This is a genomic window from Mycetohabitans endofungorum (assembly GCF_037477895.1).
GTDB lineage: Bacteria > Pseudomonadota > Gammaproteobacteria > Burkholderiales > Burkholderiaceae > Mycetohabitans.
In genome coordinates, this window is record NZ_CP132745.1 from 343,239 (window position 1) to 368,532 (window position 25,294).

20 protein-coding genes, 6 pseudogenes and 1 riboswitch are annotated in these 25,294 nt (G+C 61.3%); of the genes and pseudogenes, 15 read left to right on the plus strand and 11 right to left on the minus strand.

All coding sequences use genetic code 11. The annotated features are described in order from the left end of the window. Nucleotides 1-564: 564 nt before the first annotated feature. From RA167_RS13720 to RA167_RS13730, 3 genes and pseudogenes are all read left to right on the plus strand, one after another. Nucleotides 565-924: pseudogene (locus RA167_RS13720) on the plus strand (transposase); the annotation flags it as partial. 55 nt (nucleotides 925-979) lie between these two features. Next, nucleotides 980-2,100 (plus strand): IS3 family transposase gene (locus RA167_RS13725; protein WP_139337192.1). Its coding sequence is split into 2 segments (ribosomal slippage): nucleotides 980-1,238 and nucleotides 1,238-2,100, totalling 1,122 coding nucleotides; the frame shifts between segments, so codons are not numbered across the junction. 46 nt (nucleotides 2,101-2,146) lie between these two features. Next, nucleotides 2,147-2,520: pseudogene (locus RA167_RS13730) on the plus strand (transposase); the annotation flags it as partial. 240 nt (nucleotides 2,521-2,760) lie between these two features. On the opposite strand, the gene RA167_RS13735 reads toward RA167_RS13730, so the two are convergent. The 4 genes and pseudogenes from RA167_RS13735 to RA167_RS13750 all read right to left on the minus strand — a co-directional run. Beyond that, nucleotides 2,761-2,952 carry a hypothetical protein gene (locus RA167_RS13735; protein WP_338877537.1) on the minus strand — a complete coding sequence of 64 codons (192 nt, stop codon included), beginning with the start codon at nucleotides 2,950-2,952 and terminating at the stop codon, nucleotides 2,761-2,763. Between the two features lie 197 nt (nucleotides 2,953-3,149). After that, nucleotides 3,150-3,494, minus strand: coding sequence for a hypothetical protein (locus tag RA167_RS13740; protein ID WP_076788131.1), 345 nt, complete (start codon nucleotides 3,492-3,494; stop codon nucleotides 3,150-3,152). Next, complete coding sequence (locus tag RA167_RS13745) at nucleotides 3,491-3,784, minus strand: toxin-antitoxin system TumE family protein (protein ID WP_076788639.1); 294 nt, start codon at nucleotides 3,782-3,784, stop codon at nucleotides 3,491-3,493. Before RA167_RS13745 ends, RA167_RS13740 begins: the two co-directional genes overlap by 4 nt. Before the next feature lie 657 nt (nucleotides 3,785-4,441). Next, nucleotides 4,442-4,654 (minus strand): annotated as a pseudogene (locus RA167_RS13750) (hypothetical protein); the annotation flags it as partial. Nucleotides 4,655-4,832: 178 nt separating this feature from the next. Between RA167_RS13750 and RA167_RS13755 the strand changes: the two are divergent. Together RA167_RS13755 and RA167_RS13760 are read left to right on the plus strand one after the other, a co-directional pair. Further along, nucleotides 4,833-5,027 (plus strand): hypothetical protein, encoded by a 195-nt coding sequence (locus RA167_RS13755; protein WP_139337194.1) that lies wholly within the window; start codon nucleotides 4,833-4,835, stop codon nucleotides 5,025-5,027. 8 nt (nucleotides 5,028-5,035) lie between these two features. Next, a complete protein-coding gene (locus RA167_RS13760) occupies nucleotides 5,036-6,394 on the plus strand; it encodes a hypothetical protein (protein WP_076788133.1) in 1,359 nt (452 codons plus the stop codon). On the opposite strand, the gene RA167_RS13765 is transcribed toward RA167_RS13760, so the two are convergent. After that, complete coding sequence (locus RA167_RS13765) at nucleotides 6,375-6,551, minus strand: EAL domain-containing protein (RefSeq protein ID WP_083706128.1); 177 nt, start codon at nucleotides 6,549-6,551, stop codon at nucleotides 6,375-6,377. The two genes, RA167_RS13760 and RA167_RS13765, sit on opposite strands and share 20 nt — an antisense overlap. Nucleotides 6,552-6,554: 3 nt before the next feature. Between RA167_RS13765 and RA167_RS13770 the strand changes: the two are divergent. From RA167_RS13770 to RA167_RS13790, 5 genes and pseudogenes are all read left to right on the plus strand, one after another. Further along, nucleotides 6,555-6,980, plus strand: a pseudogene (locus RA167_RS13770) (pyridoxal-phosphate dependent enzyme); the annotation flags it as partial. A gap of 107 nt (nucleotides 6,981-7,087) precedes the next feature. Continuing rightward, on the plus strand, nucleotides 7,088-8,524 hold the full coding sequence (locus RA167_RS13775; protein WP_076788135.1) for a cytochrome ubiquinol oxidase subunit I: 1,437 nt from the start codon (nucleotides 7,088-7,090) through the stop codon (nucleotides 8,522-8,524). A 5-nt stretch (nucleotides 8,525-8,529) separates the two neighbouring features. Further along, nucleotides 8,530-9,537: a cytochrome d ubiquinol oxidase subunit II gene (gene cydB, locus RA167_RS13780; RefSeq protein WP_076788137.1), complete on the plus strand. Its 1,008-nt coding sequence runs from the start codon at nucleotides 8,530-8,532 to the stop codon at nucleotides 9,535-9,537. Next, nucleotides 9,537-9,683, plus strand: coding sequence for a DUF2474 domain-containing protein (locus tag RA167_RS13785; RefSeq protein ID WP_076788138.1), 147 nt, complete (start codon nucleotides 9,537-9,539; stop codon nucleotides 9,681-9,683). The genes cydB and RA167_RS13785 overlap by 1 nt, the downstream gene beginning before the upstream one ends. Nucleotides 9,684-9,837: 154 nt before the next feature. Then, the gene (locus RA167_RS13790; RefSeq protein ID WP_076788140.1) at nucleotides 9,838-10,023 is read left to right on the plus strand and encodes a hypothetical protein; all 186 of its coding nucleotides are present in this window, start codon (nucleotides 9,838-9,840) and stop codon (nucleotides 10,021-10,023) included. 372 nt (nucleotides 10,024-10,395) lie between these two features. Here RA167_RS13790 and RA167_RS13795 read toward each other — a convergent pair whose 3' ends face one another. Further along, nucleotides 10,396-10,929 (minus strand): ferritin-like domain-containing protein, encoded by a 534-nt coding sequence (locus tag RA167_RS13795; RefSeq protein WP_233203373.1) that lies wholly within the window; start codon nucleotides 10,927-10,929, stop codon nucleotides 10,396-10,398. Between the two features lie 237 nt (nucleotides 10,930-11,166). Continuing rightward, entirely contained in the window at nucleotides 11,167-11,340 is a 174-nt protein-coding gene (locus RA167_RS13800; RefSeq protein WP_076788642.1) for a DUF1328 domain-containing protein, read from the minus strand. A 414-nt stretch (nucleotides 11,341-11,754) separates the two neighbouring features. Continuing rightward, nucleotides 11,755-11,861, plus strand: a riboswitch (TPP riboswitch). 81 nt (nucleotides 11,862-11,942) lie between these two features. On the opposite strand from RA167_RS13800, the gene thiC reads away from it, so the two are divergent. The 3 genes and pseudogenes from thiC to RA167_RS13815 all read left to right on the plus strand — a co-directional run. Then, on the plus strand, nucleotides 11,943-13,874 hold the full coding sequence (thiC, locus tag RA167_RS13805) for a phosphomethylpyrimidine synthase ThiC (RefSeq protein WP_076788145.1): 1,932 nt from the start codon (nucleotides 11,943-11,945) through the stop codon (nucleotides 13,872-13,874). A gap of 115 nt (nucleotides 13,875-13,989) precedes the next feature. Then, entirely contained in the window at nucleotides 13,990-14,202 is a 213-nt protein-coding gene (locus RA167_RS13810; protein WP_076788147.1) for a glycine zipper 2TM domain-containing protein, read from the plus strand. A gap of 170 nt (nucleotides 14,203-14,372) precedes the next feature. Further along, nucleotides 14,373-14,771: pseudogene (locus tag RA167_RS13815) on the plus strand (DMT family transporter); the annotation flags it as partial. Here the strand turns inward: RA167_RS13815 and RA167_RS13820 are convergent. Then, nucleotides 14,743-15,066, minus strand: a pseudogene (locus RA167_RS13820) (Lrp/AsnC family transcriptional regulator). The pseudogenes RA167_RS13815 and RA167_RS13820 sit on opposite strands and share 29 nt — an antisense overlap. Here RA167_RS13820 and RA167_RS13825 point away from each other — a divergent pair. Both RA167_RS13825 and arfB read left to right on the plus strand, forming a co-directional pair. Next, nucleotides 15,065-15,262, plus strand: a complete 198-nt coding sequence (locus tag RA167_RS13825) for a hypothetical protein (RefSeq protein ID WP_139337195.1) — start codon at nucleotides 15,065-15,067, stop codon at nucleotides 15,260-15,262. The pseudogene RA167_RS13820 and the gene RA167_RS13825 overlap by 2 nt on opposite strands. An 84-nt stretch (nucleotides 15,263-15,346) precedes the next feature. Beyond that, nucleotides 15,347-15,748 (plus strand): alternative ribosome rescue aminoacyl-tRNA hydrolase ArfB, encoded by a 402-nt coding sequence (arfB, locus tag RA167_RS13830; RefSeq protein ID WP_076788152.1) that lies wholly within the window; start codon nucleotides 15,347-15,349, stop codon nucleotides 15,746-15,748. A gap of 21 nt (nucleotides 15,749-15,769) precedes the next feature. On the opposite strand, the gene RA167_RS13835 is transcribed toward arfB, so the two are convergent. From RA167_RS13835 to recC, 3 genes are read right to left on the minus strand one after another with little or no spacing between them, the layout of a single operon-like run. Then, on the minus strand, nucleotides 15,770-17,878 hold the full coding sequence (locus RA167_RS13835) for an AAA family ATPase (RefSeq protein WP_237574392.1): 2,109 nt from the start codon (nucleotides 17,876-17,878) through the stop codon (nucleotides 15,770-15,772). Between the two features lie 44 nt (nucleotides 17,879-17,922). After that, entirely contained in the window at nucleotides 17,923-21,660 is a 3,738-nt protein-coding gene (recB, locus tag RA167_RS13840; RefSeq protein ID WP_076788156.1) for an exodeoxyribonuclease V subunit beta, read from the minus strand. Further along, on the minus strand, nucleotides 21,660-25,058 hold the full coding sequence (recC, locus tag RA167_RS13845) for an exodeoxyribonuclease V subunit gamma (protein WP_076788644.1): 3,399 nt from the start codon (nucleotides 25,056-25,058) through the stop codon (nucleotides 21,660-21,662). Before recC ends, recB begins: the two co-directional genes overlap by 1 nt. Nucleotides 25,059-25,294: the final 236 nt, after the last annotated feature.

Below are 25,294 nucleotides of genomic sequence, written 5' to 3' on the forward strand. Positions count from 1 at the left end.
ACTCACGGAAAAATTAATCCAGTATTCCGAATTTATTGAATTCTTCAGAATAATAAGATGAGAAGAAAAGTAAAATATGAGAATGAACCTTCCACTCGAATTCCGTATGTCTTTGGCTATTCGTTTGCAAGAGTCGATTAGGATGCTGGCATTCGTCACGCACGCAAACATATCCTAGTGACTGCCGAAATCGACACGAAATCAATGAAAGCAATAGTGTGAACTCGAGGCAATTTTGAATATATCGTGATAGCCAATATTAGGCAGACGTTGATCTGAATTATCGAACTGAAAAATGAGTATGCTTGACATAATAAATATTGGGTAAGTTCAAGAAGGTGTGCACGTGCATCTGAAATGCCATCTGATCCAAAAGTGATTATTGAATAGAACGATGTTACCGTTCAGCGGTCGACTGGATTGCGCTAAGCTGAGCATGGATTGCTTCAAACGACAGCGATCCATAATGCCGCCCTTGCATGCAACACATTACTAGATGCATACTGCACTTAGAGTCGCTAACGCAACCTGGACGTCAGGCTGTAAGGCTCGTATCCTGGAGTCATGGCAAGACGCAAAATCAGCAATGAATTATGGGCGGTGCTGGAGCCGTTGATTCCAGCGTTCACGCCCTCACCTAAAGGCGGGCGTCGGCGCACTGTTGACGACCGGGCGGCATTGAACGGTATTCTGTATGTCCTGCATACAGGCGTTCCATGGGAAGACTTGCCGCAGGAGCTCGGCTTTGGCAGCGGCATGACATGCTGGCGACGATTGCGCGACTGGCAGGCCGCAGGCGTGTGGAGCAGGCTGCATCTGGCCATGCTTTGCCGGTTGCGTGAACATGACCAGATTGATTGGGAGCGAGCGAGCCTGGATGCGGCCAGCGTTGCCAGCCCCCGGGGGGCCAGTGACCTGCCCCCTGCAAGCAGGGCCAGCCAGAACCTAGTAAAGTTCGTTTTCGGAGAAGAAGACGAACATGAAAAAGCGCTTTACGGAAGAACAGATCATCGGGTTTCTGAAGGAAGCCGAGGCCGGCAGGCCGGTCAAAGAGTTGTGCAGGCAGCACGGGTTCAGTGACGCGTCGTTCTACACGTGGCGCGCGAAGTTTGGCGGCATGCAGGTGTCGGAAGCACGCCGGCTCAAGGAACTGGAAACCGAGAACGCGCGGCTGAAGAAGCTGCTGGCCGAGGCGATGCTCGATATGCAAGCGTTGAAGGTTGTCGTCAAGGGAAAGCCCTGAGCCCGCAAGCCAAGCGCGAAGCAGTGGCGGTGATTCGGGAGAAGGTAAACATCTCGGAGCGCCGCGCCTGCCGGCTTGTCGGGCTTTCTCGCAGCGTGTTGCATTACGAGGCGAAGCTGGACCACGACAATGATGCGCTGAAGGCGCGTCTGGTGGAACTGGCGCACGAGCGTCGGCGGTTCGGTTATCGGCGATTACACGCAATGATGAAGCGCGAGGGTATCCAGGCGAACCATAAGCGTGTGCATCGCCTTTATCGTGAAGCGGGGCTTGCCGTACGGCGCCGTCGGCGGCGCCACGGCGTCATGATTGAGCGCGAGCAGTTGGCGTTGCCAAGCGGGCCGAACGAGGTGTGGTCAATCGATTTTGTGATGGACGCGCTGTCCAATGGGCGGCGTCTGAAGTGCCTGACCATCGTCGACGATTTCACCAAGGAGGCCGTGGATATCGTGGTGGACCACGGCATGTGCGGCTTGTATGTCGCGCGAGCGTTGGAGCGAGCCGCGCGTTTCCGAGGCTATCCGAAAGCACTGCGAACGGACCAGGGACCGGAATTTACGGGCCGAGCGCTTGACCAATGGGCGTATGCTAACGGCGTGAGCTTGAAATTGATTCAGCCGGGCAAGCCGACACAGAATGCTTACATCGAATCGTTCAACGGCAAGTTCCGCGATGAGTGCCTCAACGAGCACTGGTTCACGAGTCTCGCGCACGCTCGCGCGCTCATCGCCGCGTGGCGCCAGGACTACAACGAGCAACGGCCGCACAGCGCACTGAATTACCTTTCGCCCGCACAGTTTGCGGCGAAACACCGGGCAACAGCGGATGCTCCTGCCGCTTTCCAGGAGCTGGTATAAAAGGACTTTGCTAGAAGCCCGTTGGCCCTACTGAAGGGGGCAGGTCATCACCGTCACGGGTGCCAACCGGCATGATTCGATGGGCTTCGAGCGCACCCTTGATACCACCCCGGCCGTGCCGGGCTTGAGCGGTTCGCCGCGCAAACGTCCGAGCAGGCTGCATGCGGACAAGGGCTACGACTTTGCCCGCTGCCGACGCTATCTGAAGCAACGCGCAATCACTGCACGCATCGCCCGGCGCGGCGTAGAAAAGCGCGAGCGGCTCGGACGGCATCGCTGGGTAGTCGAGCGCACGCACGCCTAGTTTGCCGGTTTGGGTAAGCTGCGCATCCGCTTTGAGCGGCGTCTGGACATTCATATCGCTTGCTCCGCTTGGCCGCTGCCGTGATCTGTTCGCGCTTCGTGGACGACTTGGGTTAGCGACTCTAAGCCTAGCTCCCTGCACTCGCAGTCTCACCTAACTATCCGACCCCATTATAAAGTACATATCTAAAGAAGCCAATCTCTCCAGAGGTGGCTGCGCAAATTCGGACAGTTGGATAAGTGGAAAGGACGGGGCCTGAAGCGGCGATAATGCTGGCAAAGGAACCTGGAAGATGACGAAGAGAACGAGACGGACGCACTCAGCGACGTTCAAAGCAAAGGTGGCGCTGGCGGCGGTCAAAGCCGTTGGCGAACTTGCTTTGATAGCGCCAGGTGAGCATGCCGTGCCATCGCATCGGTCAGCGTTGCAATGAGCACCTTCAGTCGTTTGCCGCAGATCCGATCGGCCGCCTCCCATAGCGTGATCAGCGCGGCCCGCACCTGATCGTCGTAGCGTCGCTGGGGGCCGGGCTTCGTCCTCGGCGGCACAGGCTCGCGGCACAGCACACGGATGAATAGGCGCCGACAATCATCCCGGTCGACCGGCCAAGATGATTGTCGGTAAACCAGCCAGCCATTCTGCTTGACGCTATCCAGACTACCCAATTAAGACCAGGCCTCGATGCGAGTCGCTATTTCAGGGGAAAGTGCGGCGTGTTCATTGAGCGCGTTATTTACGTTCGCCACTACAAGGCCACCTCAGCGGCAAGTGCGTCCCACGGCGCTGTCAAGCGGCCGTTTTCCCGCACGACCAGACCGGCAACTTCTAGCGCTGCCACATCAGCATGCACGCGCTTGTAGTCACGCGATAAAGCGCAGGCCAAAGCTTTGACGCTATCGGCGCCTTCTCGGTGCAAATAGCGTAGCAGCTCCAGCCGTTTGGGCGTCAGCGCCGCCACCATTTCCTGCCACGAGAGAAACGTGACGTGACTTTCCTTAAAATGCTCACCTCTGGCCGCGCGCTCAAAGGCATTCACGAACCGCTGTCCCATATCACGCGCGCCGCTTACATGGACTGTCAGTTTGCTCATTTTCCGCTCCTTTCGCGTTCAACATCCCCTAAAAAGTCCCTCACCATCTGTTCTGCCGTCGAAAAAACGTAGGGCACTTCGCGATCACGATAGTGGCGATGGTCGCCCTTGCCACGTTCATTATCGTAGCCAATGATTCTTACGCCGCCCTGACCATAGAACAGGCTGTATTTCAAACCATGGGGTCTTTCCGCATCACATTCGGGCAATCGCCAGATCCGCATTTCAAGGATGGCTCCGTCCGGATAAGCCATTCGATCTTCAAATAACAGCGTCGCCTTCTTTTTCATATGGCGCATTTTGCCATACCATAAATTATGGCGTCAACCGCCATACTGTCGGGCATAGCCCGCCGCAGCGCATCTGCTGCTCATATGCCTCACAGTAACGCCAAGCATCGACTTTGTCGCGGGGCTACTCGTAGCGCTCACGCCGTTGCAGGCCGATGCTTGGCTGGCTGACAGCCGTACTGGCTTGGATGACAGTGTGCGGGATTCATGGGCGTAATCCTTGACAGCTGCATTTGGGTTGCATTGGCCGCAAAAACGCTTGACTCGCGAACCGTGATCGAGCTCGCTGGCGACATACCGGGTGTTCATCTCGGCCGTTTCGTTGGGCGAACTCGGCGTGCGCGGTCTATCCACAACAGCTCGATCGGCGCCCGATTCGTGCGGTGTCGCGGCAAACTGCCACGGCATGCATCGCATCACCGGTTACGCCTTTGAGCCAGCAGCGCCGTATTCCATGATCCTGTTTGACATGCCCGATGATCGGCTCGACGGCTTGACGCCGCCATCCACGCCACGAAAGCCTAGATTGGCCTGAGGCGGGAGGCGACCATTCCATCGATAAAGCTACTACATCCCTAAGATGCGATAATATAGATTATGTAAATTATGATATCGTCAAGAAACTTAAACTCGCAACGTATCGCTGCGCGCCTCTCCCTACTCTTCGCTAGAGCGTGTTGTGAACCTGTATGAACCTGCATGAGTAAGGTCGACGATTTTGGGCAGCATCAAGCAGGCACAGGCGAGGAAATGGAAATCGGCGAGTGTTTGAGGCCAACGTTCATAGTTGCGAGCGAGGCGTCGAAAGCGAGCCGCCCATGCGAAACTGCGTTCGGCCGTCCAGCGCCTGAGCAACAGCACGAAGCCCTTACAGTACGTACGCCGGGTGCCGGCGTCATGCGCAATCGCTTCAAAACAGCCCGCTCGCACCCAGCGCTGCGTCTGTTGGTAGACCGCTTCCCAGGGGGCAGGTCGTTTGACAGCATACGTCACGGTGCACCACTCCTAATCAGACTAACCTGTCCGGATTTTATGAGCGAGGCATATCATGAAAATAAAAGTCATGGATGTGTGCATCCAATTCGTCCAATTGTCTCGGCTAGTGCCGAGCCGCTCAGCCACGCGTCACGACTTGAGCTTACCCGCCATAAAACTCACGCTCGCAACGTATCGCTGCGCGCCGCTACCCGCTAGCCTGCTGCACAGCTTCGCTGCGCGTGGCGTCTTCTTGACTTATCGCTGAGCTTGCCGATGGAATTTGATCTGAACACCGCTTTAAACGACTCGTCTGCCTACGTTTGCACATTGGCATCTGTCCCATCACCCACCGCGCCGTCACCGTCGCCGCAACCGCCCCGCGCCTCGTGGGCAAACCCACGGTTCAAGCAGCCCACCACTTACCAGGACCTGCCAACCGAGGTCATCGCACGCATTGGTGACTACCTGCCCGTTCAAGACGTGATACCGTTTTCCACCGTCAATCGACGCACATATCATGCGATGCAGACCAGACGCCTGGTGCACCGCTATTGGCAGCGGGCTCAACAAGCCGTGAGTCGTGAATCGGTCAACCAGTTGCTCAATGAAATGGACGGCACGCTCGCCAATCCAGCGCAGCACGCCGAACCCCTGGACGCACTGCGCCAACGGCTGCGAGCGTTGCCTGAAGGAGACCGCGCCGACGTGTTCAAGCGTGTATTCGCAGCCGCACAGTGTATCCCGCAAGAAGGCGTGCAGATACAAAAAGCGCTGTTGCTCATGCACCGGGATTTCGCCTATGACCGCGTATGGACTGAACTCTTTGACTTTGCCTACGCGCTGGTCGAGCAGCGTAAGCCAGGACAAGACAATGTGTGGCCAGAACTGGCGCTCGGGTTGTCAAATTTCTCGATCCATACTTCTGACACGCCCCACTTTGCTCAGCGGTATTACGCGCTGCTGGCACGGCTGCCGTCGCTGAGCGTGGCCGAGCAGGAGCAGATCATCCCGACAATGTGCCGCTTATTGCTTAAATTCAGACAGTCAGACCCGCGCGTCCCCCAACTCCATGCGCTCCTGCAAGACTACGCATTACGCCTGCCCCGGTCCCATCAAGGCTCGTCGGCCGGCGCGTTGGGAAGTTACATTTGGTTTTTGCCGGAAGCGGAGCAACCCGTGCGGTATGCGCAAGTGCGCGATTGGGCTCTATCACTGCCTGATGATCAGTGGGCGGTCGCACTGCGCCATTTACCCGCAGGACTCGATGGGTTGTCCACCAGGCAACAAGAGCAAGAGCTTGCGTTGCTTGAGCGCCATTTGGCGCGCGTACCCGCGGCGCAGCGTGTTTCAGCAGCATTAGGGCTACTTAGGTGTGTCCCTTTGATGAACGACACGCTGGCACAGCGGGTCTGGCAGCAAGGACTGAGTCTATTGAAGGGTACGGACGAAGCCACTTTATGGAAAGTACTGAACGAGCTTCGCGGGCATTGGGTGCTATCTGGATTAAACAATTGCCAATGGAAGGTGGCGATGAACGAGATCACGCGCTTTATGGAAACCAACCAGTTCTCGGCGCCAGCCCAGGCGCGAATCCGGAACGGCATACCATGGCTCAAAAGTGTGCCCGATTAATTGTCCCCCTTGACGATTGCTCAAACTCGACGAGCGCCGGCAGCATGCGCACCGGGCACCCTTGCACGAGGTCGCAACCCGCGTCGAGCAGCCAGGCGAATTGCTCTAGGTTTTCCACGCCTTCGGCCACGACCTGAGGGTCGAAGCGATGCGACATCAAAATGCACTGTTCGTGCCGCTAGGCGGCGGACTGCTGTCCAGGACGGCGCTCGCTGCATTGTGAGTTGTTCGGTGTCGAGCGGAAAGCGGGCAATGACGGACAACAATCGTTGCGCAGCGGCTCACGCGTGCGCATCGACACACCAAAGACTCTCGCGGACGGCGCGCAGACGCAGCAACTGGGGCAATTGACCTTCCCGATCATTCAGCGCGACGTCACTGATATCGAGATCGCATCGGACGACGGGTTGATCGTTGCCTCCGGTTTTTTGCATCAAGGATGAAGATTGTCGTCGAGCCGACGGGTTACCTGGGCTTTGCAGCGGCCCGCTGCGTCGCGGGCCGCTTCACAAGCAAGTGTATCGGCGTGCTGCTCAGCGGGGGCAACATGGGCCTGGATCGATACGCCGCACTGCTGGCGCAATAGTGCGGCCGCACTCAACCATCGCGCGCCGGGGGGCGCGGGCACGGGGTCTGCTTCGCCATGGCGCGACGTCCAACCGCGGACGTCGTTGCCGCGATGGAGGAACTCGCATGTTAGGCTTGTCCGCGCTGGATTTGGCGCGCTTTCAGTTCGCTTTTACGATCTCTTTCCATATTCTCTTTCCCACCATCACGATTGGCCTGGCGAGCTATCTGGCCGTGCTCGAGGGATGCTGGCTGCGCACGCGCAACGTCGTCTACCGCGACCTGTATCAATTCTGGATCAAGATCTTTGCCGTCAACTTCGGCATGGGCGTGGTGTCGGGCATCGTCATGGCCTATCAGTTTGGCACCAACTGGGCGGGTTTTTCGCGCTTTGCCGGGGGCGTAACCGGCCCGCTGCTCGCCTACGAGGTACTGACCGCGTTTTTCCTCGAGGCGGGATTCCTCGGCGTCATGCTGTTCGGGTGGAACAAGGTCGGACCGGGATTGCATTTCCTGTCAACCATCATGGTTGCCGTCGGGACGCTAATTTCAACGACATGGATCTTGGCCTCAAACAGCTGGATGCAAACTCCGCAGGGATATCAGATCATCGACGGGCACGTCGTGCCCGTCCACTGGCTGCAAGTCATCGCCAATCCATCGTTCCCGTACCGCCTCGTGCACATGAGCCTGGCCGCGTTTCTGGCCACCGCGTTGTTCGTGGCCGCATCGGCCGCTTGGCACCTGCTGCGCGGCCACGACAATGCGGCGATCCGCAAGATGCTATCGATGGCGATGGGCATGATATTGGTCGTCGCGCCGATCCAGGCCGTGGTGGGCGACGCACACGGACTCAACACGCTGGAACATCAACCAGCCAAGCTTGCTGCCATCGAAGGCCACTGGGAGAATCGTGGAAACGAAGCCGTACCGCTGATCGTCTTCGGCTGGCCCGACATGCAACGCGAGCAGACTCGTTATGCGCTCGAGATCCCGCACTTGGGCAGCCTGATCCTGACACATAGCTGGAACAAGCAATTCCAGGGCTTGAAGGCGTTTCCCCCAGACGAGCGGCCGAATTCGACCGTGGTGTTCTGGACCTTTCGCACGATGGTTGGCCTCGGCCTATTGATGATTGCGCTGGGCGCATGGAGCCTGTTCTTGCGCCGCCGCGCACGCCTATACCACTGCCGCGCATTCCTGCGCTGCACGCTGGTGATGGGGCCGGCCGGACTGGCCGCCGTACTCGCAGGCTGGCTGACCACAGAAATCGGTCGGCAGCCTTGGGTCGTGTATGGCCTGCTGCGAACCACCGATGCGGTGACGCCACATCCGGCGCCGGAAATACTGCTATCGGTGGTGTTGTTCGTCGTGTCATATTTATTCGTCTTCGGGGCTGGGTTGGCTTATATCCTGCGGCTGATCCGTCAGGGGCCCCAGCTGCGACCCGATACCCGGCCGCCCACGGGCGGCCCGGGACAGCCGCACACCCCGGCGCGGCCGCTGTCCGCCGCGCACGAAGATGAGCGTCGAACGGCCACGATGGGCGACGTCGGGAGATAAAGACAATGGGTTTTGACATTTCTCTGGTCTGGGCCGTGATCATCTTTGCCGGCGTGATGATGTATGTCGTGACTGACGGCTTCGACCTGGGTATCGGCCTGCTCTTTCCTTTCGTGCCGAACCGTACGGAGCGTGACTTGATGATGAACAGCGTCGCGCCGGTTTGGGACGGCAATGAAACCTGGCTGGTGCTGGGCGGTGCCGGACTGCTGGCCGCGTTTCCACGAGCCTATGCGATTTTGCTGAGCGCGTTGTATCTGCCGCTGATTTTCATGCTACTCGGCCTGATCTTTCGCGGCGTGGCGTTCGAGTTCCGTTTCAAGGCCAACGACCGCGAGCGCCCCATCTGGGACATCGCATTCGTGGCTGGCTCGTTGCTCGCGTCATTCTTCCAGGGCGTAGCGCTGGGCGCGTATATCGACGGCGTGAAGGTCAACGGCGATGCGTTCGCTGGCGGCGCCCTCGATTGGGTCAAGCCGTTTGCACTCTTTTGCGGACTTGGCGTGGTCGCGATCTATGCACTGCTGGGCGCGACATGGCTGATCATGAAAACCGAACATACGTTGCAACGCACGATGATCGGCATAGCGCGGCGGCTCGCATGGCTCGTGCTCGCCGCGATCGCGATTGTCAGCATCTGGACGCCAATCGCCCATCCCCACATCGCACAGCGCTGGTTTACGCTGCCTAACCTGCTTTGGTTTTGCCCCGTCCCATTGCTGGTGCTGCTTTCCGTTTATGCTCTCCGACGCTCGTTGAGCCACACGCCGCACGCCGGTCCGTTCCTGTGCGCGCTGGCGCTGATGTTCCTAGGTTACACCGGGCTGGCAATCAGCATCTGGCCGAACATCGTGCCACCGTCGCTATCGATCTGGGACGTGGCCGGTCCGTTGCAGAGCCAGGGCTTTACACTGCTCGGCACCCTGTTCATCATCCCGTTCATCCTCGGCTACACGACGTGGTCGTACTATGTGTTCCGGGGCAAGGTACATCCTGGCGAGCACTACCATTGATGCCAACATCCCGTCGAAACCGCGTGCCGGCTTGGATTAAGCGATTGGCTTGGTTGGTCGCACTATGGACGACCGGCGTCACCGCGTTGGCCGTCGTCGCTGGTGCATTGCGCATCGCGATGCACGCAGCTGGGTTGTCCTCCTGAGCTGGCCAACATCCGCACACGCCGTCACCTGTGTGCATAGTTGCAAACGAAATACCGACAGACATGTGTAGTGGTTGACAGCACAACACGGCTCGTGCGGTCGCCATCTGGCAACCTTGAATCGCGCCTGCCCTGTCAACACATCAAATTGCTCATGACGCAATGCCCGCTATACGTGTTAGAGGATCGGCCCACCCCGATCGCTGCTGTCGTTACACTCGTGTGCACGCTGGAGGACCAGGCAGTCGTCGCATCGTTCCAAGTCCCCAGGCTGGTGAAGCTGGCCGATCTGTCGACGATGACAGTCAAAGCCCAGGCCGCAGAGGCCGATGCGATCTGAATCTAGCCCCCGCCAGAGAAGATCAACAACGCGGTATTCTTCTACGCGCTGTTCGACGTGCTGAATCCAGACCGCACGCAATGGGTGGATATGACGGCGCAGGTCGCCATTCTGCTCGACGACGCTCGTGACGCGTGACGCCACCGCAATGCCCTTGATGGCACTGACAGCCGAGGCCAGGGCGGCCGCTACGAGGTAGGCGTGCTGCACGCCAACGCTGATGAACCTCCTGAGCTACCTGGACCTACCCAACAGCGGCCCGTGCCAGGTGCGGGATCACAATATTCGGGCTGGCCGCCGCCGCGCTGGCCGGCGTAGTCCATTGGCGCGGCGGACAGCGACGCGCGCAGGCCGCGTGAAGCGGCCTGCGCGTTAGGCGCGCTCCTCGAGCAAGTCGGCCATGTCGTCGGCATGCTCTTCCTCAACCGCCAAGATTTCCTCGAAAATGCGGCGCGTGGTCGGGTCCTTGTCGCCAATGTACTTGACGATCTCGCGGTAGGTATCAATCGCGATGCGCTCCGCAACCAGGTTTTCTCGAATCATCTCGGTCAGCGTCTCGCCTTCCACATATTCGGAGTGCGCGCGGCTGGCCAGCCCGGCTGGCGCAAAATCGGGCGACCCGCCCAACTGCACGATGCGCTGCGCAAGCTGATCCGCATGCTGCTGCTCTTCGGCCGCATGCTGTGCAAACTCGTCGGCCACCGCTTCCGAGTTGATCCCTTTTGCCATGAAATAGTGCCGCTTATAGCGCAGCGTGCAGACCAATTCCGTAGCCAGCGCGTCATTGAGCAGCTTTAGGATCGTGTCGCGATCCGCGCTGTAGGTCGACGTCACGGGACCCTCGTCCATATGCTGGCGAGCGCGCTCACGGATTGTCTCTAAGTCGAGTCTAAAAGTGTCTGTCATCGCGACCTCCATAAATAACCGTCATGTCCTTGTCACGCCAATCAGCAACCTGACGACAAACACGACAGCGAAACATAAAACAAGATTTTTGCGCGGTCTGCGCGCCGCGCGTGGCCAAGTCGGTCAATTCCGATGCGCCTGCCATCACGGCTGCAACAAGAAGCAACCGTGCTGTGGCGTGCAGCATCGCGGCACCTTTAAGCCGCGCATGACACACCCGCCGTTTGCGTGTGGCGGCTAGGTGATCTTCTTCGCGACAAAAATGCCGATCAGCAGGCACATCACGCACAGCACGACGAAGACGAAGAACAGGAATTTCGCAATCGCGGCCGCGCCCGTGGCAATGCCGCTGAATCCAAGCAATCCCGCGATGATGGCGACAATCGCAAAAAATAATGCCCACTTCAACATGATCGCGACCTCCATAGCAAGTGCCGGGATTCGGCAACGAGCGCAATGAAAGCAAAGGCAATGCCAGAATGGTTGCTCGCTACCCCGGCAACGCACTGGCTGACAACACATTGTCCTCTCGAAATCAAGGGCTTAGAGCCGTTTACCGAACGGTGGCACGACGCACTGGTTGTAGGGTACGCAGACAAGTAGAGGCCGCCACTTTGTTTCATACAATGAGTAAGCCTTACTCCATTTAGCGTAAGCTCTACCCTAATTTACTGAGACTGAAACCGCTGGGGTTGGGTGGTGCGACCTCAAAAAACCACACGACCCTAGATTCCATCCCACGTTATGGAGGGCAAACGTCACGGACAGCGGCGTCAACATTACGGACGGCGGTTGCCAAACGCCCCTGAACCGGTGTATCGTGACCTTGCTACGCGGGGGTCCTGCTTGCGCACCATTGTCAAGCGGGTGAGAAACACCCTTTGAACCTGATCTGGGTAATGCCAGCGCAGGGAAGCGTCCGGGGTCGATCAACGATGGTCGCCGCATCCGCCCCGCTCCACCGCTTCTCTGGTCTCCCGTGTTCCGTTGCCCTTGCCCACAGGAGACATGCGATGGTTGCCAACCCAAAGTTTCTGTCCGAGTCCGCACGCGTGGACGATGCCGCGGTCACGCCGCTGCCGAATTCCCGCAAAATCTATGTGACCGGCTCCCGGCCCGACCTGCGGGTTCCGATGCGCGAAATCAGCCAGGCCGACACACCGACCGGCTTCGGTGGTGAGAAAAACCCGCCGATCACGGTCTATGACACGTCCGGCCCGTATACTGATCCCGACGCCAGGATTGACATCCGTGCCGGCCTGCCCGCGCTGCGTGAGGCCTGGATCGAGGAGCGCGGCGACACCGAGCGGCTGAAAAGGCTCTCGAGCCAGTACGGCCAGGCCCGCGCGGCCGACCCGGACACCGCGCAACTACGCTTTCCAGGGCTACATCGCGCGCCGCGGCGAGCCAAGGCCGGCGCCAACGTGACCCAGATGCACTACGCGCGCCGCGGCATCATCACGCCGGAAATGGAGTTCATTGCGATCCGCGAAAACCAGCGTCGTCATGAGTATCTGGAGAGTCTGCGCGCCAGCGGGCCACAGGGCGCCAAGCTGGCCGAGCTGATCGGCCGGCAGCACCGTGGCAACGCATTCGGCGCGACGGCATTCAGTGGCACTCAGGCCCGCGAAATCACCCCCGAATTCGTGCGTGACGAAGTCGCGCGCGGTCGCGCAATCATTCCGGCCAACATCAATCATCCCGAATCCGAGCCGATGATCATCGGCCGCAACTTCCTGGTGAAGATCAACGCAAACATCGGCAACTCCGCTGTCACGTCATCGATCGGCGAGGAAGTCGACAAGATGACATGGGCGATCCGCTGGGGCGGCGATACCGTGATGGACTTGTCCACCGGCAAGAACATCCACGAGACGCGCGAGTGGATTATCCGCAACAGCCCGGTGCCGATCGGTACCGTGCCGATCTATCAGGCGCTGGAGAAAGTTCACGGCAAGGCGGAAGAACTGACCTGGGAAATCTTCCGCGACACGCTGATTGAGCAGGCCGAACAAGGCGTCGACTACTTTACGATTCATGCCGGCGTGCTGCTGCGCTATGTACCGATGACTGCAAGCCGCATGACGGGGATTGTCTCGCGCGGCGGTTCGATCATGGCCAAGTGGTGTCTTGCCCATCACCGCGAGAGCTTCCTGTACGAACATTTCGAAGACATCTGCGAGATCATGAAGGCATACGACGTGAGCTTCTCGCTGGGCGACGGGTTACGGCCGGGCTCGGTCTACGATGCAAACGACGAGGCACAGCTCGCCGAACTCAAGACGCTGGGCGAGTTGACGCAGATTGCATGGAAGCACGATGTGCAGACGATGATCGAAGGCCCGGGGCACGTGCCGATGCAGTTGATCAAGGAAAACATGGACTTGCAGCTGGAGTGGTGCAACGAAGCGCCATTCTATACGCTCGGACCGCTGACCACCGACATCGCACCGGGATACGACCATATCACCTCGGGCATCGGCGCGGCGATGATCGGCTGGTTCGGCACCGCGATGCTGTGCTACGTGACGCCGAAGGAACACCTGGGGTTACCGAACAAAGACGATGTCAAGGAAGGCATTATCACGTACAAGCTTGCCGCACACGCCGCCGACCTTGCGAAGGGGCATCCCGGCGCGCAGATGCGTGACAACGCGTTGTCGAAGGCCCGCTTCGAGTTCCGTTGGGAGGATCAGTTCAATCTCGGACTCGATCCGGACAAGGCGCGCGAATTCCACGACGAGACACTGCCGAAGGATTCCGCAAAGGTTGCCCACTTCTGCTCGATGTGTGGCCCGCATTTCTGTTCGATGAAGATCACGCAGGACGTGCGCGAGTTTGCCGAGAAGCAAGGTGTTGGCGAAGTGGAGGCGCTGCGCAAGGGCATGGAAGTCAAGGCAATCGAGTTCAAGCAGTCGGGCGCCGAGATCTACCAGAAACAGTAAAGTAACATTTGCTTACAAAAGCGACGAATCGCCTACAAAGCCGTAACGTCTTGAAACGTATCGGTCGCGTACTATCGAATCAGGCTGACAATCAATACAACGAGGAGTCACCATCATGAATTCGGTTAAGCGTATTGGCGCCGCGGCGCTCGTCGCCGCGCTGCTGACGAGCTTGGTGGCGTGCGACGGGATGACCACACGCCAGCGCAACACCGCGATCGGCGCGGGCGTGGGCGGCGTCGCCGGCGCGGCAATCGGCGGCAACGCACTGTCGACGCTGGGCGGCGCAGCTGTCGGCGGCATCATCGGCAACCAGGTCGGCAAGTAAGGCTTCGTCGCGCGACAGGGACGCGGCTCGCGTGAGCCGCGGCGGAACGACCCAGCAGGCGGCGCTTCCGCCGGCGGCACTTCTACCACCGCGCCGCTAGCCACTCCTGGCCGTCCCTCAGTCGCCCATCGGGGCGCACGCGGGCTCCGTCACGCCCGTCACGCTTATAAGGCGTGGCGGCGAACTACACCAAACAATATCTGTCCGGGGTGGACTCGTTGACCGTGGCGTGCGGCAGCATGGTCGGCGCGTCCATCGCCTTGTTGCCGCTGGCCGCGTGGTGTTGGCCTGCTGCCCCGGTCTCGACGCATGCGTGGCTCGCGGTGCTGGCGCTCGGTGTCGCGTGCACGGGTATCGCGTACAGGCTCTACTTCCATTTGCTGGCCACGGCCGGCCCGGCCCGCGCGATGACGGTAACGTTCGTGATACCGGTGTTCGGTATTCTGTGGGGCGCGCTGTTCCTCGCGGAATCCGTGTCGATGCGAATGATCGAGGGATGCGGGGTCGTGCTGATCGGCACCGCGCTCGCCGCCGGCCTCATCAAGCGGTTACGCACGCAAGAATCGTAACGCCTGGCGCTGGCTTGCCAATCCGCGACGGATCCTGTTGCGGTTGCGCGCCATGTTCGCCGTGGTGCCGGGCGCGCATCCGTATCATCGCGCAGATCGCATAGCCAAGCTTGACCGGATCCACTTGCGTGCGATATCCGGCAATCACGCCACTGGCCTCGAGCCTGCGGATCCGCTCGGATACAGCCGGCTGGCTCAGATGGACGCGCCGTCAGACCTCGGCATGCGAAATGCGAGCGTCCTGCTGCAGCAGTTCAAGAATCCGAAAATCATACTGATCGAGCTTGACATTCATGATGCTGCGACTCAAAAGAAATGCTGACCGTCCGCCGGCCAGCAAGCATTACGCGCAAGGTACGCGCGAGCGAAGCGTCCAACATGGCAAGGTGCCGAGGAACATGATGCGACGTAGCGGCATCGCATGCATAGAAGGTATCATCGGCTATGAGGCCCTGGTGCACTGCAACGTCAGCGCCGACAAAATCACCTAGGACGCGTTGCTGGCGCGGGCAATCCGGACCAGCTTCCATGATGCTATATCGGCTGAACTGGCCGGTAGGGGCAGACACTGAACCATGCACAAACTCGTCGTTCCCAACCACGAAATCACCATGACGGCAGTGCGAGCGCAAGGCGCAGGTGGACAAAACGTCAATAAGGTGTCCAGTGCGATCCACTTACGGTTTTCGATTCGGTCTTCGTCGCTGCCCGAGGTTGTCAAGATGCGCTTGCTCGCGCTGAACGATAACCGTATTACGCGCGATGGGGTCATCGTGATCAAGGCGCAGTCCTACCGGACACAGGAGTCGAATCGTACCGAGGCGCTCGCACGCCTGCACGAGCTGATCGAACGCGCCAGTCTCTCCCGTCGACCCCGCCGGGCAACCCGGCCGACGCTGGCGTCGCGGATGCGCAGGCTCGACAAGAAGGCGCGCCATGGCCAAATCAAGGCCGGCAGACGGCCGGTGACCGACTAGGCCGGACAGGCGCTCACGACTTTATCGTGACGAGGCGGTTTCGCGCTGTGCACGCGCCGCCGCGTATCGTAACCGCGCCGACAGTCCGGTATCGCGGCGGGTCGGCGTGCCAATGGCCTGTGCCAGCACCGCACGCGTGCCAATAATCGCGATTTGAGCCCGCGCACGGGTCACAGCCGTGTAAATCAACTCCCGCGACAAAGCCCGGCTGAACGTAGGCGGCAACACCAGCGCAGCCCGTTCGAATTCCGAACCCTGTGACTTGTGGACCGTGAGCGCGAATGCCGTATCGTGCGACGGCAGCATCGCGGGCGACACACTCCGGCGCTGTCCAGCCCCCTGTTCGAAGACCACCCGCAGCGCGCCGTCGCCAGCCGGCAGCGCAATGCCGATGTCGCCATTGAACAGGCCGAGCGCATAGTCGTTGCGCGTGACGATGACCGGACGGCCGGCAAACCACCGGGCGGCCGGCGCAAATGGCAAACGGGCGACCCGACGCAGTTCAGCACTGATCCACTCATTCAATGCATCGACACCGTGTGGACCGGCGCGAACCGCGCACAGCACACGGAATGCGTTAAGCGCGTCGAACAGCACACCGGCCTGCGGCTCGCGCCGCTGCAACATCCCAGCCAGCAGATCGGCATAGCGTGCGAAACCTCGCGCGATATATTCGCGTGCCGCGTGTCCGAGTGCCGGTCCGCCGTCATCGATGAAGTAGGCAGGCGCGCAATCGTCTGCCGCCTCGAGCACGCCGAGCGCGTCCGCCGGCGAACCGTCGCGGATTGCACTGGACAGCTGTCCAATCGGAGAATCAAGACCGAATCGATAGTTGGTCTGCAACCACACGACGCAATTGGCGAGCGCGGCGGGCTGTGCACTGTCGGCCGCGCTCGCCGTGTCGTTCGGCACCGGATCGATGGTACCCGCCCCATCCGCCGGATTGTCGTCGGCGAACAGATCGCGCTGTGCAGGCGCCGAGGGCGTCGTCGGCGTGTCAGGCGGCGCGGCCAACACGCCAAGCGTATCGAACAACGCGCGATAATCCGCCCGCTCCGGGAGCACATCCCCATCCGGTAGCAGATCAGTGTGTTCGCGTTGGGGCAGGCCACCGCGAACATGCCAGGCAAGCGCGTTGCGCAATGTGTTGGTCGTGCAGCCAAGCGCCTGCGCGATGCGCTCGGCGCGCTGGCCAACATAGCACGGATGGGCACTCAGTTCGGCGAACACCGCTCCCGCGTCGACCGCGGCCAATTGGTCCTTGTCGCCCAGTAGAATCAACCGAGCACGCGGTGCAACGGCGTCCACCAACCGGCTTGCCAGCGCGACGTCGATCATCGAAGCCTCGTCAACGACGATAACATCGTACGGCAAAGGATTGCGCCGATGGTGGCGAAAGCCCCTGTCCGGTGTGCTGCCCAGCAACCGATGCAGCGTATATGATGCGGTTGGCAGCTTGGCGGCGATATGGTGGGCCAACCGGTCTGTGCGGGACGCCAATGCCTCCAGCATGCGCTGTGCCGCCTTGCCGGTGGGCGCCGCCAGCGCGATGCGCAGGTCCGGTTTGGCATCGAGCAAACAGGCCAGCACGCCGACGACCGTGGTCGTCTTACCCGTGCCTGGCCCACCACTCACAATCGTCAGTTTCCCGGACAAGGCGACAGCCGCCGCGACGCGCTGCCAGTCGAGGCCGCTGCCGCTCGCCTCGCCGAAATAGCGGGACAACACGTTACGCCACCGCTGCGCGTCATCGGACGACGCATCATCAAATTCCGCTTGCGCACGTGCGCTCAGTGCATTGGCCAATCCACGCTCGAATTCGTAATAGCGTGCGAGATAGAGTCGGTCATCGGTATCGATCACCAGCGGCAAACGGGGCGCCGGCTCGTCATCGTCGATGCACGCGGCAACGCCGCTTGCGAGCAGTAACGCGCGGACTGTGTCGGGCGGCTGCCCGAGTTGCCGCGCGAGCGCTGCCAACTCGATGCAGACATGTCCGTTCGCAGTCGCCGCGCTGACCATCGCGGCGGCGGCCGCAGCGACGCGTGCATCGCCGGCGGCTGCTCCCAAGCGCTGCGCAAGCGCGCCGATCCGGCGCGAGAACCCCTGGGCCAGCATGATGTCAGTCATCACTGCTCTCCACCGAAGCCGGGCATGGTCCGTACCTCCTGAAATCAAGCATGGCCACCCCCCGCTGAAAACAGTGCGTCGAACGCCTCGACGACGGCGCGCGTCGGCCTGAATCGTTCGATGCCGGCACCAGGCCAATCCGGACGCACGCCTCGTAAAAATAGGTACAGGCTTGCACCAAAATGGGTGTCATAGTCGTAATCCGGCAGTCGCACCTTCAAATATCGGTGTAACGCAATCGTGTAGATCAACGCCTGCAGCCGGTATGCATGGGTGTCCATCGCGGCCGATAGCGCGTGCGCGCGATACGCGTGCGGCGAGTTGCCGAGATGGTTCGATTTCCAGTCGATAATCCAGAATCGGCCGCGGAACTCGACCACAGCATCGATGAACCCCTTCAGATAGCCGTGCAATACGCCATCGTCGAGAGCCACGCCGGCGATGCCGTGCTCCTCAAGCATTGTCGCAAGCCGGCGCATGTTGAGCGACGCAACCGGGAAGACAAATTCAAGCTCGGTCAACCGACGCGACGGATCCAGCTCGCCAAGCATGAAGTCCGCTTCGAGCGGAGTATGCGCAAGATCCCGCAACAGGCGCATCATCATGGCACTGAGCCGTTCCGTGCTCAACTCGCGCGAATGCACCGGCTGCTCGGTCAGCGCCCGCACGATGGCAGTTGGCCAGCTGGAAGGATCGCGCAGATCGGCAAGCTCCATCAGCCGATGCAGACAGTCGCCTGCGGCCGGCCCCCGGGGGAAACGCAGGATGTCGTCGTCATGTAGCCCAGTCAACGCGCTGTCCAGCATCGGTTCAGGTTCTGCTGCAATCGCCTGCGCATCAAACTGATCGACATCATCGTCGCCGTGATCGGGTCGCGCGTGCAACACATCGTCGATACCCGGTAACGGCCGCTGCCGCGCCGAGGCGAGCGAGCTAAAACTCGCGGTCCGCCAGGCATCGAAGAGATGGCGCGCCGGCACGCGTGGGCGCACGTCTACGTGCGATGCATCAGGTGGAGGCAACGGATCACGCCGGGCCACGATCGGCAGCGGCACAACGACAATGCTATCCTCGTCACCCGGTAACGCGCGCCAGCATGCCGCCAACGCGGCAGCTTCAGGTGGTGCATCCAACCACGCGTCGAAATGCGACGATCCACCCGCAACGAGCCAGTTCAGCACACTTTGGCGCGCCTCCTTCGTCGATGCATGGGCGCCGCTCGCGTAGATCCCCGCAACGAGATAGCACCGATACACCGCACGCGTGAGCGCGACATAGATCAGGCGCGCACGCTCGGCCGCCTGTTCACGCATCACGCCTCGATCGATGCGCTGCGCGTCATCGCCGTCGCAGCCAAAGTGCAGCACGGCAAGTCCATCATCACGATGGTACTCGCGCGCCACCGGCAATGCAGTGGACGAGGGCCCTACACGTAATGCACCGTTGGTCAGGAACGGGCAAAACACCACGGGGTATTCGAGCCCCTTGGACTTGTGGACCGTCACAATCTGGACCAGGTCTCGGTCTGATTCGAGCCGCAATTGCGTCTCGTCGCCGATGCCGGGATCCGCGCGTTGCGCACTCAGCCAGCACAGGGTTGGCGCGATACCGGGGTGTTCGCTGTCACGAGCCTGAATCAGTTCGGCCAGGTGATTCACGTCGGTCAGCCGGCGTTCACCGTCGTCTGCTCTGGCCAGGCGCTGCGCAATGCACAGTTCGCGCATCACGATGCGCCACATCGGCGCAAAGCCACGCTCGTGCCAAAGCAACCGATAGCCCGCAAACCGCTCCACCCACGATGCCGAATCCAGGTCCGATGGCACCGGCTCACATCGGCCAGCCACGGCAGCGGCTGGTTCACCTTGCTCGATGGCCCACAATGCCGCCGCGTCCAAACCGATCCAGTCCGTGGCCAATGCCGCCCGCAAGCGTCGCAAGTCACCTGGCGTGTCGATTGCCAGCAAGACGCGTTCGAATTGCTCTGCGTCGATCGACGCGAACACCGAGGCTTGGCCAAGCTCCACGCTGCCGATGCCCCATCCGCGCAATACCCGTTTCATCAACATACCCTGCCGATGCGTCTGCACGAGCACGGCGATATTGGCCGGGGCGAGCGGCTCGGTGCCGATCGTCGCATCCCCTGCTCGCGCGTCGCGCATTAGCCGTGCGACCTCTGCCGCGCACGCCTCGGCGGCTGCACGCTCGGCATCGCGCTTGCTCAGCGGCGCGTGGTCTGGCAGCCACCATACTCTCAGGGCCGCCCCACTGCCATCGGTTGCGCCGAGCGGATCGTGCCGGTCGGCAAATGTCGGTCGCGTCTTCATGCCGGCGCGCACTGGGTGATAGTAGAGTCCGTCTAGCACAAAAGCGCGCGGGTTGGCCCCGAACAAGCGGTTGCACGCAGCGATCAGCGCGGGATCGGACCGTTGATTGACGGCCAACGTGTAGCGGGCGCTGGCATGAGCACGCGCGTCCAGGTACGTATGCAAATCGGCAGCACGAAAACTGTAAATCGCCTGCTTCGGGTCGCCAACGAGAAACAAGGGGCCCTTCGGCGCAAAAATCTGGTTAAAAATGGCAAACTGCAGCGGGTCTGTGTCCTGGAATTCATCGATCAGCGCTGCGGGATAGCGCTCACGCAACGCATCGGCGAGCCAACGGTGCGTATGCAGCGCACGATACAAATTGGCTAGCAGGTCATCAAACGACATGACCCGCGCAATGCGCTTGCGTTCGGCAACGCTCGGCGGCCCAATATGCAGCCACTCGCGCACCAACGCAAACCAACGACGCAGATGCATCGCCTGCTCTGCACGGAACGCGGCAACCAACGCGTCCGCGCAGTCGAAGAACGGGTGTGCCGGCGGCTGGCATTTGGCCTTGGTGGCAGCGGCCAGTGAGGACGAAGTCAACTTCAGCGCGTCCTTCGAAATCGGCGCATAACGGTCACCGCGCACAAAAAAGCGCTCCCACGCCGCCAGCGCGGCTTGCACCTGAGACGGCTTGTGCGTGCGCCGGTCCAACTGGAGGGCACAGTCGGCAAGCCGCTGCGCGATCTGCTCTCGCTCTTCACGCCATAGGTTGCCGGCGCGGTCAAAATGATCGATCGTCGTGTCAACCGTCGCATCACACGCCGGATCGGTCCATACGAGTTCGGCCAACGGCTTTTTTAGACGTTGCGCGAGCAGCGCCTGCAGCACCGCGGGCCCGGCGCCTTGCGAAACGAGCCAGTGTGCGAATCCCGGCGTGCGCGCCGCTTCCGGTTCAACGCGCTCGCGCCAGAACTGCGCGGCGACATCGAAGCGCAGCGCGGCGTCGTCGGCTTCGGTCTCGAGCGCGAACGGCATTGCAGCCGCAAACGGCGCTTCTTGCAGCGCACGTTGACAAAACGCATGAATCGTATGGATCGCGGCCTGATCAAAACCATGCAACGCGCGCCGGATCCGCTTCAGCGCGCGCTGTGTGGCCGTTTCCGGCGCGTCGCCATCAACAATCCGCCCGATTAGCCCGGTCACGAACGGGTCGTCCAGCGCGGCGCCATGCGCGAGCGCCTGCTCGAGTTGCATCAGGCGCGCTCGGATTCGCGCGTGCAGCTCCGCGGTGGCCGCTTTCGTAAAGGTCACGACCAGGATTTGGTCCGCTTGTAAGTCCTTTTCGAGCAACAGGCGGAGATAGAGCGCACAGATGTTCCAAGTCTTGCCGGTGCCGGCGGAGGCCTCGATCTGCGTCACACCATCAAGCGCGCACGCGAAGACGTCGAGTTCAAGCACGTCGGAAGTCATCAGGCGTCCTCCGCCGGCTGTAGGTGCGCGAGCAGTGGTTCGAACACCGTCTTGGCAATGGCGACAAACGTATCGTCCAGTGTCATCGGCGTGCCGCGCAACACGAGCTGGATCGCCGGATCGTCGAGCTCGCCACCCGTACGTTCGTTCGACCACGCGTTGCGGGCGGCGGAGTCGCTTTGCGACACGAGTAACCAGGCGCTTTTTGGAAAGAAACGCAACGGCGCGCGTAACCCGGCACGATACAGTGCAAGCAACTCGCCCAGGTACGCGTGCGGGTCCCGTGGCGTCGTGAGCACGAAGCGCTCGTCGTCGCCGATCCACAGCGTCTGACGTGATGCTTGCGGACTTGCGGCACACCAGCATAGATGGCGCAACCACGCATCAAGGTAATCACGAGCGGTCGGCCTGGCATAGCGGTAGAGTACCAATTCGTTACGTGTCACACCGTCCAGCACGCCAGTCAACACCGTCGGCAACAACACCGTCTCGCGCCACGCCGGCACCCGGTCCAGCAACGTCGATACGGACCCGAGCCGTTCAGGCCAGCGCGGGGCAACGTGGATCGAAAATTCGGCAGGTTCGAGTTTAGTGCCGACCTGCCCCCGGATGTGCTCGGCCAGCTTGCTCAACGCCACCACCTCACGCTCGTGTATCGCGCGTCCGGTCGCACCTCCCGGCAATTCGGGAATCGCACGCGCGATTTCATGGGCCCGCTCGGCGTACGCCGATGACTCCACTAGCAACGGCAACAGGCGCCCGGCAAGCGCATCGCGTCCCGCATAATCGAACTCGTACGGCTCGGTGTCGGGCAATGGGGCCTGCGCGCGATGCAGCACGATGCCCAGTCGTTCGCGCAGCAGCGCGCGTTGCGGGTGGCGCCAGAATCGCACCAATTCGTCCAACCCGATCGTCTCGCGCATATCGGGGGGCAGCGCGTCGCCAAAAAACGGCGGCATGGCGTCCGCCTCCATCCGCTGTGTCGGATCGGCAAGCGCTGCGGCCACTTGCGCGCGATCTGCATCGTAGGTCAACAAAGGCCCCTGCATCGAAAAATACGACAGCGCGAACGGCTGCAACGGATGTTCCGTGACAAAACTGCGCCGCGCCAGTGCAATTTCGTCAAGACTTGCCCCTTCGCCCGCCTTCAACGACGCAAGGTGATCAAGCAACTCGGTCACCAGCGCCGATGGCGGCAACTCGGCGTTGTCGCAGATATTGCGGCCGGTATAGCTGAGCAGCACGGTATCGCGCGCCGCCAACATGAGGTCTAGGAACAGGTTGCGCTCGTCATCGCGACGTTGCCGGTCACCGGATTGCGCAAACGAGGCCATCAGGTCGAACTCATCCGCGCGCGAGAGCGTGGGCAACACGCCATCGTCGATGCCAGCCACGCAGACGACACGGAACGGCACACCACGCAGGCTGGATAGCGGCGATACGGTCACCGCGCCAGACGGGACCCCGCCGCGCGCAGGATCGTCGAGCACGGACAATAAAGCCGTACGCAACACCGCCGCGGGCAACGGTGTATGTGGCGCGCCTGCTTCGATTTGCACGAAGAGCGCATCGAGCGCGTCGCGCAGCCCGCTCAATGAATCAGCATCCGGGCCGCGGGCATCAAAGAACTGGTCGAGCACGGCGAGCAACACATGACGCCACTGCGCAACCGTATGCGGTGTCGCGCACGCGAGCGCGAATGCATCGAGCTCGTCGACGAATTGCGCGAGCCGCCCAAGCAGCATGGCGTCGGCGCCGGTGGATGCCGCCACCGGCAACCAATCGCCGACAGGCAGAGCGTCATCCGGCATCGCGTAGCCAAGAAACAACCGCGTCAAGGCGTCAGCAAACGTATGGCGAGCGCGGGGCGCGTCAAGATCCCGCTGCTCACGCGGCGCGAACGAACGGCGCGCGCCGGCGTGCGCCAACCACCGTTGCACGGTGTCCAGCGCCACCGGGTCGATGTCATAGCGCGCCGCAATCGCGTCCACGCGCAGCCATTCGACTAGCGCGGACGCGTTGACGTCGCGCTCCGCCAGGGCCAGCCAGTCCAGCAGCGTGCGCGCGAGCGGATTGGCTTGAGACGGCGGCAAGCCGGTGACGCGATATGGGATGCGGCGCGGGTCGCCCGGCGGCACCGCGCCGAACACCGCGTCCACGATCGGCGCGGCGGCAATCAGGTCGGGCACCGCGATCAGTACGTCGGCCGGCGTCAAACTCGGATCCGCATCGAATTCGGCCAGCAGCCGGTCATGGAGTACCTCGAACTGCCGCGTCAGGCTGTGACAGACGTGAACTTCGATGCCATCGCGCGCAGGCGGTGGCGATGGCGACACCGGATGCGCGAGCGACAGGATTGCATTCTGTACGACGGCGAGCCAGCTGCACGCCGGGGCCTCGACGAATTCGCTGCTCTCGCCCGCCACCGCACCCTCGGTATGCTCATGAAGCAACGCGAGTTGCGCTTGCGTCTGCCGCCCCCACTCGGCCAGCAGTGGGTGCCCGACCGTCTGGTAGTCGAGTTGCCCCGCCGCATCCAACGCGTCGGCGCGCCGTTGCGTGACGATGTCGAACCAGTACTCACGGCATGGATTAAGTGCATAGATCCGTACATCGATCCAGCGCGACAACTCGCGCAGCAATTGCACATGCAGTGGTGGCATCGTCGGCAACGCGAACACGCTGACCTGCGCCGGCCAGTCCGCGCGCGCGACATCGTCCAGATCCAATTGCGATGCGATCGACAGAAACCGGTATGCGGGCGGCGACATCCGTTCGAGCGCACCGGCATCGCGTCCGCCGGCTAGTTCGTTTAGCACGTCGCGCCACAATTGTGCTTGCCAAGCCTCGTCGGCACGCTGTATCGGCGTCGCGCCGGCAAGCCGTTGCGCGCCGTCCGGCTGGTGGCGCGGCGCGAAGATCGACTCGCCTGCCAGCCACTGGGCAAGCCAATGTGGACGATACGTCAAATAATGATCGAAAACGCAGGCAATGCGACGCGCCAGATCGAACATCATCGCAGGATCCGCCGCCGCCAGGTAGGCGTCCAGTCGCGTCAAGGGCGTCTGGCCGTCGCCATCGGACACCGTGCCGCGCTGCGCGAGCATCCGGTAAAGCCGCCATACGAGCCGCTCCGGCGCGAACGGCGATTCGCGCGGCACGTCGATTGCTTCGACGCGCGCGATCTGTGCCCATAACCACTGCGCGAGATAGCAAAATTCGACATTCGCGCACAGGCCGAACCGGTCGGCGTAGTCCAATTCGAGCCGTCGGCGTACCGCGACATTCGGCACGATGATCGGCTGCGGCCGCCACAGGTCGCAGCCGATGCGCTCGAGGTCGTCCAACAGCGCCGCGGCAAGCGTCTCGTAGCGGTTTGAGTAAAACAGTTCAAGCATGAAGCGGCGGATAAAAATCGCAACGCGCGACGGCCACGTGGACGCCCCGTCGTCAGTGAAAGACCCAAGCATAACAAAGCGCCGGCCGCCCGCGAACCCGGCCGTTCGGCCTATTGTGCGTGACGGACCCGTGGCGTTACGCTGTCCCGGTACGTTAACGGGCTGTGGGCCGGAAGCCTAGCCGCCGGCACGCACGAGCATGACTTCAGGCGGCCGCAAAAAACATCGGCGAAGTG

What these genes read in the sequence shown, in the direction of transcription:
- RA167_RS13740 (WP_076788131.1), bottom strand. Translation starts at nt 3,494, where the DNA reads ATGAGCAAACTGACAGTCCATGTAAGCGGCGCGCGTGATATGGGACAG.
- RA167_RS13745 (WP_076788639.1), bottom strand. Translation starts at nt 3,784, where the DNA reads ATGAAAAAGAAGGCGACGCTGTTATTTGAAGATCGAATGGCTTATCCG.
- RA167_RS13755 (WP_139337194.1), top strand. Translation starts at nt 4,833, where the DNA reads ATGAAAATAAAAGTCATGGATGTGTGCATCCAATTCGTCCAATTGTCT.
- RA167_RS13760 (WP_076788133.1), top strand. Translation starts at nt 5,036, where the DNA reads ATGGAATTTGATCTGAACACCGCTTTAAACGACTCGTCTGCCTACGTT.
- RA167_RS13765 (WP_083706128.1), bottom strand. Translation starts at nt 6,551, where the DNA reads ATGTCGCATCGCTTCGACCCTCAGGTCGTGGCCGAAGGCGTGGAAAAC.
- RA167_RS13775 (WP_076788135.1), top strand. Translation starts at nt 7,088, where the DNA reads ATGTTAGGCTTGTCCGCGCTGGATTTGGCGCGCTTTCAGTTCGCTTTT.
- cydB (WP_076788137.1), top strand. Translation starts at nt 8,530, where the DNA reads ATGGGTTTTGACATTTCTCTGGTCTGGGCCGTGATCATCTTTGCCGGC.
- RA167_RS13785 (WP_076788138.1), top strand. Translation starts at nt 9,537, where the DNA reads ATGCCAACATCCCGTCGAAACCGCGTGCCGGCTTGGATTAAGCGATTG.
- RA167_RS13790 (WP_076788140.1), top strand. Translation starts at nt 9,838, where the DNA reads ATGACGCAATGCCCGCTATACGTGTTAGAGGATCGGCCCACCCCGATC.
- RA167_RS13795 (WP_233203373.1), bottom strand. Translation starts at nt 10,929, where the DNA reads ATGACAGACACTTTTAGACTCGACTTAGAGACAATCCGTGAGCGCGCT.
- RA167_RS13800 (WP_076788642.1), bottom strand. Translation starts at nt 11,340, where the DNA reads ATGTTGAAGTGGGCATTATTTTTTGCGATTGTCGCCATCATCGCGGGA.
- thiC (WP_076788145.1), top strand. Translation starts at nt 11,943, where the DNA reads ATGGTTGCCAACCCAAAGTTTCTGTCCGAGTCCGCACGCGTGGACGAT.
- RA167_RS13810 (WP_076788147.1), top strand. Translation starts at nt 13,990, where the DNA reads ATGAATTCGGTTAAGCGTATTGGCGCCGCGGCGCTCGTCGCCGCGCTG.
- RA167_RS13825 (WP_139337195.1), top strand. Translation starts at nt 15,065, where the DNA reads ATGATGCTGCGACTCAAAAGAAATGCTGACCGTCCGCCGGCCAGCAAG.
- arfB (WP_076788152.1), top strand. Translation starts at nt 15,347, where the DNA reads ATGCACAAACTCGTCGTTCCCAACCACGAAATCACCATGACGGCAGTG.
- RA167_RS13835 (WP_237574392.1), bottom strand. Translation starts at nt 17,878, where the DNA reads ATGACTGACATCATGCTGGCCCAGGGGTTCTCGCGCCGGATCGGCGCG.
- recB (WP_076788156.1), bottom strand. Translation starts at nt 21,660, where the DNA reads ATGACTTCCGACGTGCTTGAACTCGACGTCTTCGCGTGCGCGCTTGAT.
- recC (WP_076788644.1), bottom strand. Translation starts at nt 25,058, where the DNA reads ATGCTTGAACTGTTTTACTCAAACCGCTACGAGACGCTTGCCGCGGCG.